We start from the raw sequence: 13,350 nt of genomic DNA on the forward strand, positions 1-13,350 counted from the left end.
CAGCTCAGGCAATCAGCCAGAGATCGCCGTTGATCAGGGCCTGGCGCTCGGCCAGACCATCAGTGGCGTCGAGACGAAGCGCCTGCTGGGCGTCGCCCGCCTCGCTGTAGGTGCCGGTCTGCACACCCGACAGCGACGACAGGCCGAGCAGCGTCACGGTGCCGCCGGCGCTGAGGTTCAGGCGGATGTCCGTGATGCCGTCACCGTTCCAGTCGCGCGCCTCGCTGGAGCGAATGGCGGTGCCGTCGAACAGCAGCTTGTCGTTCGCGATGTCGAAGTCGAGGATCACGTCGTTGCCGCCGCGCGCGCTCAGCACGAAGCTGTCGCGTCCCGTGCCGCCTTCGAGCGTGTCGTCGCCCTGGCCGCCGATCAGCAGGTCGTTGCCGCGCCCGCCGAACAGCTGGTCATTTCCGCGCCCGCCGTCGAGACGATCGTGGCCGTCGAGCCCGAACAGGCGGTCGTCGCCATTGTCGCCGGACAAGCGATCTTCGCCGCCGGTGCCGGTCAGGCTGTCGTTGCCGTTGCCACCGGGCGTCGTGATCCCGTCCGCGATACCCTTGACCGACACGCTGACCGTGGCGGTGCTGGTGAGACCGCCCTTGTCGGTTACGGTGTAGGTGAAGCTGTCGGTCGCCGTGGCGCCCGGCGCAAGGGCGTCGAACGCGTCGTTGTCGGCGACGTAGCGCAGGTTCTTGGTCTCGGGATCGAACAGCAGGCTGCCGAGTGTGCCCGCGGTGCCGACTGCCTTGATCGACAGGATGTCACCGGCATCGACGTCGCTGTCATTGCCGAGCAGCAGGCTCCACAGATTGGCGCTGGTCGCATCTTCGTCGATCGTGATGCTGTCAGCCTTGGCAACCGGCGCCTCGTTGACGTCGGTGACGGCAATCGTGACATCATTGCTGCTGGTGAGGCCCGCGCTGTCGGTGACCTGCACCTTGAGCGTGAAGCTCGACGCGGCCTCGAAGTCGAGCGCGACGGTGGTGCGCACGACGCCATCCGCATCGACCGTGAAGCGGCCGCCGGCATCGTCAAGGAGCTTGTAGCTGAGCGCGTCGCCCGGCGTGTCGGTCGCGCTGAGCTTTCCGACGATGGTCCCGGCCGGCAGGTTCTCGGCCACCTTGGCACCGCTGATCACCACGTCATGCGGAGTGATCCCGAGGCGCAGCAGGGCCACTTGCGGATCGTGGTCTGTCGGGCGCGAGCCGGTGAATTCGGCGTTGATGTGCACCGCATCATACTTCGCGCCGGAGAGCAGGCCGCCGGTCACCAGCATGTTGTCGATCAGCTGCGAATTGCCCTCGAACAGGTAGGAGTAACGCTCCTCCTCCGGCAGCAGGGTCGACAGATTGGTGAACACGCCGCCATCGGTCAGCTGGGTCTGCGCCTTCTCGAAATAGAAGCCGTTCCAGTCGCCCAGCAGCACGAACTGGCGCGAGGCGTCAGCCGCGAGGATGTCGAATACATAGTCGCCAACCGCCGCCGCTTGCGCCGTACGCGAGGCGTCGCCGCCGTCACGCGGCGGCTGCGCATCGCCCCACAAAGGATCGGAGCCGAGGCGCGAGGTGAGGTGGACGTTGACGGTGGTGAATTCCTGGTCGTTGAAGGACCAGGTCGCGACCAAGGGCTTGCGCGAGCCGTTGAACGCCGCATCCTCGATCAGGCCGAGGCTGCCTTCGAGCAGGGTCACGCGGCTGGAGAGATAGAGATAGCCGTTGCGGATGTTGCCGTTCGGCTCGCCTCCGGTCGAATTGGCGGTGGTCGGAGCGATCTCGACATAGGTGTAGACGAGGCCGCTGAGCTTGGCGATTGCGTCGATCAGGCCCTGCACGTTGCTCGCACCCGAGAGGATCGAGCCACCGCCCGCACCATCGGCATCCTGCACTTCCTGTAGCGCGACGATGTCGGGCGCCTTGAGGCTGTTGACGATGTCGTTTGCCAGGATGTCGTACTTGTTGTCCGACGGGTCCATATTCTCGACATTGTAGGTCGCGACGCTGACGTAATTGGCATCGCCCTTGAGCGCCGTGTCGTTGTCACCCAGCGTCCGGTCGGTGGTGATCACCGCGCGCTCGGTCGCGAGCACTTCGTAGCGGTCGAAGCTGTAGTTCACGACGCCGGTGACCGAGCCGAGCCGGTCGCCGATCGACAACGTGGGCTGGCCGACGAAGCGATCGTCGAGTTGGATCTTCTCGGGATTGTAGTCGCCAGCGCTGATGGTGATCCCGCCGCGCTCGTTGATGCCGGTTGCGCCGATGCCGCCCGAGGCGACGAGATCGGTTTCGCCGAACTCATTGCTGTTGGACACGGCGATCGGCGTGTCGATGGTGACCCGCATGCCTTCGAGGCTTTCCCAGAAGTCGATACCATCGACGTCGGGGTTGAAGACGGTGAGGCCGTCGCTGTCGATGCTTTCGGTCGGGGGCAGGATGCCGCCGGTGCCGATCACGACGGCAGCGGGGAGGGCATTGCCGCTCGACTGGATGGTGACCGCCGAGGCTGTGACCTGGGTGATCGACAGGCCGGTGTCGGCGGGCTTGTATTCGTTGACGATGCCGGTGAGCTGAACGGCGTCACCGACCGCCACGGTCGGGGCAGCGGCAGTCTTGATGAAGATGCCGTCCGATGTGCGCGCGTTGCCGTCGCCCTTGGGGTCCTGAAGGTAGAAGCCGTTGATATCGACCCCGGTGACGATGCCGCCGGTGATGACCGGCTGACCGACATAAGCCGATTCATGGCCTTCGCCCTGGATTTCCATGATCGAGCGGGCGACCGGATCGTCGTTGAGGATGATGCCGAGGCCGCTGCCGTCGACCACCGTCGCATTGCCGGTGACCGCGCCGAGGCGGACGAGGAAGCCTTCATTGTTCTCGCCCACGGTGTCACCCGCAACCTGAATCGTGATCGTCTTCGTGAATTCGTTGGGGCCAAAGGTGATGACGCCGCTTGCGGGCGTGCCCGGGGCTAGATCGTCCGCGCTGGCGGAGGTACCGAGGTCAAGCGTCCAGGCGACGGAGGCTGCGGTGGCGAAACCGCCCGACCGGCTGACGGTGAAGGTCATGGCGGTGGTGCCGCTATTGCCTTCGACAACGGCCGCGTCGCTGATGCGGATCTGGCCCTGATCGGTGCCCGACAGGAAGCTCTGCCCGGTGTTGGCGCCGCCGCTGGTGTCGGCAATGTTGAAGTCCCAGGTGAAATCGGCGTAGCTCGATCCGGTGCCGGTCAGCGACAGGCTGGTGCCGACCGGCGCCTGGGTCTGGAAGACCCCAATGTCGGTCGAGGTCATGCCCGCAGCCGGTCCATTGGCCGCGGTCACCGTGCCTTCGTAGCTCAAGAACTGCACCACGCGGCCATAGGGATCGACCAGCGCGATACCGTCGGATTCGCCATTCTGGAGGCCATTGGCGGGCGTGGTCACCGAGCGGAAGCCGAACCCGTTGGCGGTGTCGGTCAGCACACCCGAGAGGGCGAGGGGGGTGCCGTAGGTGCCGCCGCCGTTGCCGTTATAGAGCACCAGCGTCCATCCGGTGAGATCGGTTCCGGCTTGACCGGCGATCTCCACGAACTCCCCGGTGTCGTCGCCGGCGGGATCATAGTTGATCTCGTTGATGAAGACGTTGGCGAGCGGCGGGAAGTCGTCGTTACGGATAGTGCCAGCACCAGATCCGTCGCTGATCGTCGCGCCGCCGAGCGCATTGGAAAGCAGGACGGAGAAGGTCTCGTTCTGCTCGGTCGCGAGGTCGCCCCTGACGGGTACGCGGATGATGGCGCTGGTCTGGCCAGCGGCGAAGCTCACCGTTCCCGTCAGCGGGGTACCGAGGTCATCGCTGCCCGCAGTGCCGTTCAGCGACACGGTCCAGGTCGCAGACACCGCGCCGTCGGTGCCGCCATTGCGGGTGACGGTGAACAGCATGTCGGTGGTGCCGGCATCGCCTTCGACGAGGTTGGCATCGCCGATCGAGAGGATGCCAGGCGCCACCGCGGAAACCGCCATGCTGCTGACGTTGATGTCGTCGATGCCGACCCACTCGTCGCTACCGGGCGCATTGGTGGTGATGATGCGGATTTGCAGCTGCGGCTGGTTGTTCGCTTCGGTCGGGAGCGCCACCACGACCGGAGTGCTGAGCGTGGCGGCATTGGGGCCGGTCGTCACATCGCTGTAGGAGCCCGCCGGAACGGTGATCCAGGCGCCGCTGTCGCCGATGCGATATTGGACGGCTAGAGGCTGGACGGCATTGTCGGCGCTGCCGTCGATGTCACGGGCATTGAAGGTCAGGACGACATTCTCGCGCCCGGTCGAATCCATGTAGAGCGCAATGTACGGAGCGCCGGCCGTGCCCGACCCTTGCAACGCGATCGTTGGGTTGGTGATCTGGAATTCGCCAACACCGCCATTGGTGCTGGTGTTGGGATTGGTGAGGTTGGCGATGACGTCGACGTCGGTGCTGTCGCCCGTCACCGTGCCGGGGTTCACGCCCGTTGAGCTGCCGACCATGTCGTTGCCAAGATATCCGACGATGCTTGGCACCTTTGACCAATCGTCGTTGGCCGTGATCAGCCCGGTGTCGCTCCAATCCTGCAGGAAGTTGCCGGTCTTCAGGCTGAAATAGGTCTTGGCCATTCGCTTCAATCCCCTCCTAAGCGGCCGAATCCTAAGGCCGCCGAAACCATGTTTGTGGCCTCTGCCAGTGGCTCTGCACTGTTACAAGCTGCTGACAGCGACCCGGAAATTTCGTGCCATCATGGCACGCCGAGTGGGCGGAGAGTGGCAATCAGCCATGCTGCGAGGCAGAGATAGGCGCCGAACGGCAGCGCCGCGTCCCGGGCGTGACGACGCCATACAGCGATGGCCAGCCCGATCAGCGCCGCGCAGAGCAAGGTGGCGACGATCCCTTCCGCACCCAGCCACAGGCCAAGCGCGCCGAGCAGCTTTGGATCGCCGGCGCCAAGCCCTTCACGATGGCGGAGGCGGGCGTAGCTCCAGCCGACCAGTGCCAGGCCGACCCCTGCAACGAGGGCGCTGAGGAGGCGTTCGATCAGCGGGACGTCGTTGAGCCAGGGGCCTAGTGCCAGGCCGGCTAGAGCGAGTGTCAGCGTCAGCAGGTCCGGCAGCCAGAAGTGGCGCAGGTCGAGCAGGAACAGCGGCAGGAGGAGCCAGCCGAAGGCAGCGAGCGCTGCGCCTTGCAGCGACGGAGCGAGGCCGAGGGACACCGCTCCCACCAATGCGGCCATCAGCTCGACCCGGGGGTGGAACGGGTCGATCCGCGCCCCGCAACAGGTCGCCCTGCCGCGTGAGAAAGCAGCGCTGAGCAGGGGGATGAGGCGGATCGCGGGGATCGGCTTGCCGCAGCCGTCGCAGGTCGAGCGGCCAGCGAGCACGCTGCGGTCGCTCGGCCAACGTAGGCACAGGGTCGCGATGAAGCTGCCGAAAATGGCGCCGAGGACGAAGCCGGCAATGGCGCCGGCGACGTGCTCGATCACAGCCGCGTTTCGAACGGCAGGGTGAGGCCGCCAGGCCCGGTTCGGAAGCCGTAGGTCGCCAGCAGAGTGTCGAGCCCGCGTAGGGGCGAGCGAATGGTGATCCAGCCGCGAACCTGGCCCGACGAGCTGACGAAGAACTCCACCTGCTCGGTCCCCGCTTCGCTGGCGAGCCGGGCGCGAACCCGGTCGCCGTCACAGGTCACGGTACCCGCAAAACCGCGATCGAGGGCGAGCGGACCGAAGCGGACGGCGAGATTGGCGGCAATCCGGCCGCTTGCCTCCGCGCAGCGTTTTCCATCGAACAGGATGGTGGTGTCGGTGAAGGTCAGCGCATCGATCGGCGCGCCGCCAAGGAGATTGCCGGCAGGAATGGCGCCGGTCAGTCGCTCGACCCCGCTGATCGACCCGCCCGTGCGCAGGGTGCCGGTAAGCGGGCCCTGGACCTGGTCCAGCCGCTCGAACCGCATGGCGATCCGGCCCAGCAACAGCGCAGCGGGGTCAAGACGAACGTCGAAGGTGCCGAGGAGCTGGCGGCCGAGCATGAGTTCGCCGATGCGCCCGCCCCAGATAGTGCCGCCGGCCTGCCGCGCACTCATGCCGAGCGATCCAAGATCGGCCGCCGACAGGGCGATTCGCAGCGGCAGCAGCAATAGCATGGCGATCAGCGCGATGCCCGTGGTCCAGACGGCCCAGCGCCAGTTCATCGCGCACCCGCCTGGGACAGGGTGGCGGTCGCGACGACCTGTCCGCCCGGCTGCGGAGTGATGGTAAGCTCGCGCACGATGATCCCTTGTTCCTCCAGCTGCCGCAGCCAGCGTAGCGTCGCGGTCGGCGCGGCAGGCGCCAGGGTGATCAACGCAGAGGCGGTGCCGCGCGGTTCATTGGCACTGAGCGATACGCCGGCCAGTGCCGCCGCCTCGGTCACTCGCAGCGATAGCGGTGCGCTGCTTTGCGGCATTGCTCTTGCCGCCGGGCGCTGCACCCGATCGAGCTGTGCCAGGCGCGATAAGACCAAACCATGATTGGTGATGGCAGCAGCGTGGCGCTGCTCGGCCCGCTCGATCGCGGCGGTAAGCGGGCGGTAGATGAGGAGGAAGCACAGCAAAGGAACGGCAATCGCCAGCATCAGCGCAAGCAGCCACCGCTCGCGCAGGCTGCGCGCCATGAACCAATCGGTGGCAGGGGCGAGGCGGCTCATTCCGCGCTCCGGAGGGTAAGGTCTGCGATCATCTGCCCGCCGGTGCCAGGACGGGTGGTCGCCGTCACCCGGTAGCCGAGCCGCTGTAGCCCAAGCAGCAGGCGGTTGACGTCCTCCACCCGCGTCGCGGCAAGGCTCGCTGCAAGCGTGCCGTCCGCACGGTAGGCGACCGACACGGCGGTGACGCCGGTCAGCGGCTGCAACTGCTGGTAAAGAGCGGCAAGCGGCGGAAAGGGCGATCCGCTGGCACCGGGCGTCGCGCCGATGCGGGTATCGAGCGCTGCGGCGGCTGCGGCGGCAGAGACCTCCTGGCCGATCGCAGCGCTGGTCAGGCGCGCAGTCTCGGCCTCGAGAGCGGCCGACGCGCTGTCGAGGCGAATGAGGGTGGCGAGGCCGATCGTCAGCCCGAGCAAGGGAATAAGCAGCGCCAGCGCGGCAAGCTCACGCAGGCGGCGCCAGTCGAGCAGCAGCAAGCGGCGGCGCGCGAAGCGGCCGGTGCGGAGGTTGAGCGGCAGCGCGCGGGCAAGCCACACGAGGCGCTGATGCACCGTTTCCGAAGCGAGCAGTGCGACCTCTTCGCCTGGCTCCACCAGGGCATCGCGAAGGGCGGGCTCGTCGGGAGCGACGAGCCCGCCCTTCGCGATGATGTGCTCGGGACCGAGCGAGGCGGCAGTCCAGCCATGGCTCCATGGGACAAGAAGGCCCGCAGGGAGGATGGCGATCGGATCTCCGCCGTGCGCTGTGAGCCAGTCGAGCCACTCGACCACCTGGCCGTTGGCGACGGTGGCGACGCCGAGCCGATCGTCGACGATCCCGGCCACGGCGTGCAGCGTTGCTGCTTCCGCCATGCCCTGCGTCACCGAATTGGCGCGAGCGATGGCGAGGCGCTGGCGCTCGGTCTGGCCCTCCGGTTCAGGCCAGTCGAGGCGGGTGGCTGCGACCGGCGCGAGGGCGACCAGCGGCAGCGTTTGGAGGCGCCAGTCACCATCGGCGCCTTCGGCGACAATGGCATCGCCCGACACTCGCCACCAGCAGGCGGTCGCGTCCGCGCGGTCGCTGACCGCCGGCAAGAGAAGGAGCAGGGTATCGCTCATTGCCAGCTTCCGTAGCGACGTCGAACGATCCGGGCACCTGATTCCCGCAAGTCGAGGAGGCTGGTGCTCGCAAGGCTCTGGCCACTGTTGCTCGCTTCGGCCCGAAGTTCGAACCAGCGCGACTTGAGGCGGATTTGTTCGCCGGCGGCGGGCGGCAGGCTGGTCGCGGCAATGCCGGAGGCTTGCCAGAAGGCGACGCTGCTTGCGTAACCGGCAAGCGGCCGACCGGCGATCAGCGCACGCGCGGCGGAAAGCGAGAGCTGCTGGGGGGCCAGCATGACCAGCAGCGGTGCCTGTTCGGGCGCAAGCGTGTTGGGGTTGATCGCTTGTGGGCCAGAGTCGGGCAAGGCGCACAGGAATGGTGAGACAAGACCGAGGAGATCCGGCGTCACGCCTTGCACCGCGCCGAGTTCGGAAACGTCGGCGAACGGCGCGTTGGCAGGGGGCCAGCCGCTGGCGCCGTTCGCCTGCTCGGTCCCCGCGGGAAGCGGCGTGCGGTCGCTGTCGACCCAATCGGCGGCGGCGGAGGCGATGTTGGCGGCACGATTGCCGTCGACGCCAAGCACCATCAGCAGCTGCGACAGGAGCTGGACGGCAGCGGGGTCGGCGACCGTGGTGCCGTCGATCTGGGCCCGGGCGAGTCCGTTCAAGTTGAAGCAATTGCCGCCGTCGCGCACTTCTGCACGCAAGGTACCGCCGTCGGGCAGCCGGATCTCGCGCACTTGCCCGAGCCACGGGCCGCCGAGGGTCCGTGCAGGATCGGCGGCAGCGAGGTCCTGAAGTCGCACGGCGGCGAGCTGTTCGGCGAGGCCAAGCCATTCGCGACCCTGTGCGGCGATGCCGGCATTGGCGGCGAGGCGGGTGGCGACGGTCAGCCGATCGAGCGTAGTGGCGGCCAGGGTCGCGATCACTGCCACCAGCATCAGCACGGTGAGCAACGCGGCGCCGCGCTCGTCAGGTCTCGGCGTCATGCCTGCGGCCTTTGCGGCGCGGGTCCATCCGGAAGCGCGACAAGGAGGCTGGTCTCGGCCTCGCCCTGGCGTTGAAGGCGAAGCTCCACCGCGCGGGGCAGCGGCGCTTCGGTGACGAGCGGTGCCCAAAGAGTGCGCCAGCCGCCGTCGGCGGCGCGGTAGCGAAGGGACACGGCGTCGACATCGCGGGCAAGGATGGCGGCGGGACCAGTGGGGCTACCGGCCGGCGTAATTGACTGGCGGACGAGGTTGCCGCCCTGCACCTGCCAGCGGATCGCCTGCAGGCCGCTGGAGCCCGCGACGCGCTCGGCAGGCTCGAAGGTGCGAACGAGACGAAGCTCGCTGCTCGTTCCGGCAAAGCCGGCGGGGGCGCCCTCGATGGGGCGCACGACGGCCTGAGCGAGGTCGGCGGACAGCAAGGCGCGGAGACGGGCGGCGGCGCCGAGATCGGCCAGCGCCTCGCCAACGGCTTCCTGGGTGTTCACGCTGGCGCGGAGCAAGGTCACCCCGGCGCCGGCGAGAATGGCGAAGATCAGCAACGCGACGATCATCTCGACGAGGGTGAAGCCGCGTTCGGGCGGAGGAGGACTCACCGCGCTCTCCGGATGAAGGACAGGCGAACGGTGGCAGGCACGTTCTCGCCGCGAACCGAGAGGTCGATGCGAAGCAGGCGCTGGTCGGGCGTGGGGGTGACCGCCTGCGCGACGACGAAGCTCTGGCCGCCGTTGACGAGGCGGCGGGCAGCGTTGCCGAGCGGCGGGGCGGCAGGGTCGGTCGCAATGCGCGCGGCTTCGTTCTCGGCGACCAGCATCGCGCCTTCGCGCGCCTTGAGGTCGGTCGCGGTGGCGAGCGACACGGCGTCGAGGCGGAGCAGCGCCAGCGCGGCGATCGAGAAAACTGCCAAGGCGACCAGCATTTCAAGCAGGGTGAAGCCGTTGCGTTTCACTTGATGCTGACCTCGCCGTCGGCGGCGATTTCGACCACTGCCTTGGCATTGGTGCCGGCGAGTGTGAGGTTGAGCGCGCGGTCGGGCAGGCCGACACTGTCGAAGCCGAGCCGGGCGGAGGCAGTGTCGGCCGGCCGAACGCTGCGGCTCCAACTGCGTTCGCGCAGGGCAGGTTCGGCGACGGGCTGCCATCCTTGCTCGCCGCGCTGCACGAAACGGTAGCCGCCCGCGTCGATCTCGAGAGCCAATGGGCGCCCGGAAATGATCGCCTGGTCACGCGCTGCGGCGATCCGGCTGGACAACGCAAGGGCGTCGGCGCGGACACGGCCGCTTCCTTCAGGCCAAAGCCACACGGCCACCCCGGCGAGCAGGCCCATGACAGCCAGCACGACCATCAGCTCGACGAGCGTGAAGCCGTTTTTCCGGCGATCGTCAGGGCTGGGCCGAGGCACGGATATCGGCATTCTCGTTCTGGCCGCCGGGCGTGCCGTCGGCGCCGAGCGAGGCAATGTCGAACGGGCTGTTGTTGGGACCGGGCACGCTCAGCTGATAAGGGCGACCCCACGGATCCTCCGGCAGGCTGCGGACATAAGCGCCGCCGCCACTCGGCCGCGGCTGCGCCAGCGCTTCGAGCGAAGGCGGATAGCGCATGTTGTCGAGGCGATACATCTCCATCGCCTGGCCGAGCGTGGCGATGTCGGCACGGGCCTTGGTGGTCATCGCCTTGTCCTGGCTCGGCAGCACGTTGATCATCACCACCGTCGCCAGCAGGCCGATAATCACGATCACCACCATCAGCTCAACGAGGGTGAAGCCGTTGCGGCGGGGCTTGCGGCGGGGGCTAACTGGGGGACGCGGCATGGGGTCAGGCTCCGACGAGGGACTGCAATTGCAGAATGGGGAGGAGGATGGCGAGGACAATGGTGGCGACGATGACGCCGAGCACCACGATGATCAGCGGCTCGAGCAGAGCGAGCGCGGTCGCGGTGAAGGCGTCGAACTCGCGCTCGAGATAATCGGCGGCGCGGGCGAGCATCAGCTCGAGCCGGCCGGCGCTTTCGCCGCTGGCAGCGAGGTAGACGAGGAGCGGCGGAAAGACGCCGGCGCGGCCGAGCGCGCCCGAAAGGCTGCCGCCGCGGCGGATTGCTTCGACCAAGCCTTCCGTCGCCGCGCGGAGGGCGCGATTGTTGACCGTTTCTGAGGTGAGGCGAAGGCCTTCGATCAGCGGCAGGCGGCTGCCGATCATGGTCGACAGCGTTCGCGCCATGCTGGCGGCGTGAAGGTCGCGGATGAGGCGGCCGACGAAGGGCACACGAAGAACGAAGCGGTCGATGACCAAACGGCTGTCGGGGCGCTGCAGCGCGACCGACAGCAAGGCGAGGCAGCCGCCGATCAGCAGCAACAACAGCCACCACCAATTGGCCATGAAGCTCGACAGCGCGATGATGATGCGGGTGAGAAGGGGAAGCTGTTGGCCGACATTGTCGAACTGCTCGACCACGCGCGGCACGACGGCGATCATCAGGGCGGCAACGACGGCCAGCGCGACCAGGGTGAGAACGGCGGGATAAGCAAGTGCCGACAGCAGCTTTGAGCGCATTGCTGCCTGACGTTCGAGGAGGACTGACTGGCGCTCGAGAATGTCGGGGAGCGAGCCCGAGCTTTCGCCGGCCGCGACCATGGCGCGATAGAGCGGGGGAAAGCTGCGCGGTTCGCGGGCCAGCGCGTCGGCAAGGCGGCGGCCTTCGACCACGGCGTCGGCGACGCGCGTCACGATGCCGCGCACTTCAGGTCGGTCGCTTTGGCGCGAGATGGTGCGGAGGGATTCCTCGATCGGCGAGACCTGGGTCAGCGTCGCGAGCTGGCGCGTGAAGAGGGTGAGATCCTTGAACCGGAGGCGCTCGCCACGGCGCCAGGGCAGGGTGATGCCGGCAGCGGCGGGGGTGGGTGCCGCGCCTTCCTGTGCTTCGGCGAGGCGGAGCACATGGAGGCGGCGTTTCGCCAGTTGGCCTTGCGCTTCTTCGCGGCTTGGCGCGCTGAGGCGGCCCTGCTGCTCGCGCCCGCGCGGATCGATCGCGAGGTAGGCAAAGCTAGGCAAGCGGCTCGTCCGTCATGCGCGACACGCGGATTGCTTCGGCCGCGGTGGTGAGGCCGTCCGCGACGAGCGCGCGGGCGGCGGCGTGGAGGCTTGGGGAATGGGCAAAAGCGTGAGCGGCGATCGCGCCTTCGTCCCCGCCTTCGAGGATCAGGCGGCGGATCTCGGCGTCCACCGCGACCGCTTCGAACAGGCCGATCCGGCCGCGATAGCCGGTCCCGCTGCACGCTTTGCAGCCGACCGGGCGGTAGAGGGTGGTGCCGGCGGGAAAGCCGAGCAGGGCGGCGGCACCGCTCGCCTCGTCCTCGGGGGAGCGGCACTGGTCGCACAGGCGCCGCACCAGCCGCTGAGCGATTACCGCGCGGAGGGAGGAAGCGAGGAGGAATGGCTCCACCTTCATGTCACGCAGGCGGGTGATTGCGCCTGGCGCGTCGTTGGTGTGGACCGTGGAGAGGACGAGGTGACCGGTGAGCGAAGCCTGCACCGCGATGTCGGCGGTCTCGCGATCGCGAATTTCGCCGACCATCACCACGTCGGGGTCCTGGCGAAGGATAGCACGGAGGCCGCCGGCGAAAGTCATGCCGACCTTGGAATTGACCTGCGTCTGGCCGACGCCGTCCATCGCATATTCGACCGGGTCCTCAACGGTCAGGATGTTGCGGCTGCCGTCGTTGAGGTGCGCCAGCGCGGCGTAGAGCGTGGTGGTCTTGCCCGAGCCGGTCGGACCGGTGACGAGGATGATGCCGTTGGGCTCGGCCAGCGCTTTCATCAGGATGTGGGCGGCAGTGCCGGACAGGCCGAGCTGGGCGAGGGTGAGGCCAGCCTGCTGCTTGTCGAGGACGCGCAGCACGACCCGCTCGCCCGCGCGGCTGGGCAGGGTCGAGACGCGGACGTCGAGGGTGCGGCCGCCGAGCTGGACCGAGATGCGCCCGTCCTGCGGAACGCGGCGCTCGGCGATGTCGAGGCGGGCCATGACCTTGATCCGGCTGACCACCACCGGCGCGACGTGGGCCGGCATCCGCAGCGATTCCTTGAGCACGCCATCGCGGCGCATGCGGACGATCAGACCGCTTTCGTAGGGCTCGATATGAATGTCGCTGACGCCCGCGCGGACGGCTTCGGCGAGGATGCCGTTGATGAGGCGGATGGCAGGAGCATCGTCGGGTGAAGCGAGGAGATCTTCGGCGGTGGGAAGGCCGCTGGCGAGCGCGTCGAGGCCGTCGCTATCGCCGATCGATTGGGCGAGACCCGCAGCGCTTCCGCCCAGCGCATAACGGTCCTGCAGCAAGCGATCGAATTCGGCGGTGTCGACGCGGCGGAGGTTGAAAGGTTGGCCGAGATGACGGCGAAGCTCGATCAGGCGGCGCGGGTCGGCACCTTCACGCAAGGCGACCTCCAGGCTTCCGTCCTCGCGGGGCAAGGGCAGCAGGCCGCTTTCGCGGACAAGGGCGAAGGGAAGGTCGACCAGCGCAGTGACCGGAACCGCCTGGAGTTCGGAGGCCTGGACGTCTGCAAGCAATGGGTCTTCATCCGCCGCGACCAAGGGCGTGTCGATCACCAGTTGC

12 protein-coding genes are annotated in these 13,350 nt (G+C 67.9%); all 12 read right to left on the reverse strand.

The genetic code is table 11. The annotated features are described in order from the left end of the window. Nucleotides 1–4: 4 nt before the first annotated feature. Entirely contained in the window at nt 5–4,621 is a 4,617-nt protein-coding gene (locus tag ACP69Z_RS08565; protein WP_426267082.1) for an Ig-like domain-containing protein, read from the reverse strand. 119 nt (nt 4,622–4,740) lie between these two features. Further along, on the reverse strand, nt 4,741–5,481 hold the full coding sequence (locus tag ACP69Z_RS08570; RefSeq protein WP_426267083.1) for a prepilin peptidase: 741 nt from the start codon (nt 5,479–5,481) through the stop codon (nt 4,741–4,743). Continuing rightward, entirely contained in the window at nt 5,478–6,185 is a 708-nt protein-coding gene (gspN, locus tag ACP69Z_RS08575; RefSeq protein WP_426267084.1) for a type II secretion system protein N, read from the reverse strand. Before gspN ends, ACP69Z_RS08570 begins: the two co-directional genes overlap by 4 nt. After that, entirely contained in the window at nt 6,182–6,679 is a 498-nt protein-coding gene (gene gspM / locus ACP69Z_RS08580; protein WP_426267085.1) for a type II secretion system protein GspM, read from the reverse strand. The genes gspN and gspM overlap by 4 nt, the downstream gene beginning before the upstream one ends. Next, nucleotides 6,676–7,773, reverse strand: coding sequence for a type II secretion system protein GspL (gspL, locus tag ACP69Z_RS08585; RefSeq protein ID WP_426267086.1), 1,098 nt, complete (start codon nt 7,771–7,773; stop codon nt 6,676–6,678). Before gspL ends, gspM begins: the two co-directional genes overlap by 4 nt. Continuing rightward, the gene (gspK, locus tag ACP69Z_RS08590) at nt 7,770–8,744 is read right to left on the reverse strand and encodes a type II secretion system minor pseudopilin GspK (protein ID WP_426267087.1); all 975 of its coding nucleotides are present in this window, start codon (nt 8,742–8,744) and stop codon (nt 7,770–7,772) included. The genes gspL and gspK overlap by 4 nt, the downstream gene beginning before the upstream one ends. Beyond that, nucleotides 8,741–9,337, reverse strand: coding sequence for a type II secretion system protein GspJ (locus ACP69Z_RS08595; RefSeq protein WP_426267088.1), 597 nt, complete (start codon nt 9,335–9,337; stop codon nt 8,741–8,743). Before ACP69Z_RS08595 ends, gspK begins: the two co-directional genes overlap by 4 nt. Further along, nucleotides 9,334–9,690 carry a type II secretion system minor pseudopilin GspI gene (gene gspI, locus ACP69Z_RS08600; protein ID WP_426267089.1) on the reverse strand — a complete coding sequence of 119 codons (357 nt, stop codon included), beginning with the start codon at nt 9,688–9,690 and terminating at the stop codon, nt 9,334–9,336. The genes ACP69Z_RS08595 and gspI overlap by 4 nt, the downstream gene beginning before the upstream one ends. Continuing rightward, the gene (locus ACP69Z_RS08605; RefSeq protein WP_426267090.1) at nt 9,687–10,142 is read right to left on the reverse strand and encodes a GspH/FimT family pseudopilin; all 456 of its coding nucleotides are present in this window, start codon (nt 10,140–10,142) and stop codon (nt 9,687–9,689) included. Before ACP69Z_RS08605 ends, gspI begins: the two co-directional genes overlap by 4 nt. Next, complete coding sequence (gspG, locus tag ACP69Z_RS08610) at nt 10,123–10,551, reverse strand: type II secretion system major pseudopilin GspG (RefSeq protein ID WP_426267091.1); 429 nt, start codon at nt 10,549–10,551, stop codon at nt 10,123–10,125. Before gspG ends, ACP69Z_RS08605 begins: the two co-directional genes overlap by 20 nt. 4 nt (nt 10,552–10,555) lie before the next feature. Further along, the gene (gene gspF, locus ACP69Z_RS08615; protein WP_426267092.1) at nt 10,556–11,788 is read right to left on the reverse strand and encodes a type II secretion system inner membrane protein GspF; all 1,233 of its coding nucleotides are present in this window, start codon (nt 11,786–11,788) and stop codon (nt 10,556–10,558) included. Continuing rightward, nucleotides 11,781–13,253 (reverse strand): GspE/PulE family protein, encoded by a 1,473-nt coding sequence (locus ACP69Z_RS08620; protein ID WP_426268074.1) that lies wholly within the window; start codon nt 13,251–13,253, stop codon nt 11,781–11,783. Before ACP69Z_RS08620 ends, gspF begins: the two co-directional genes overlap by 8 nt. Nucleotides 13,254–13,350: the final 97 nt, after the last annotated feature.

This window comes from Sphingomonas sp. LHG3443-2 (assembly GCF_049896405.1).
Classification (GTDB): Bacteria; Pseudomonadota; Alphaproteobacteria; order Sphingomonadales; family Sphingomonadaceae; genus Sphingomicrobium.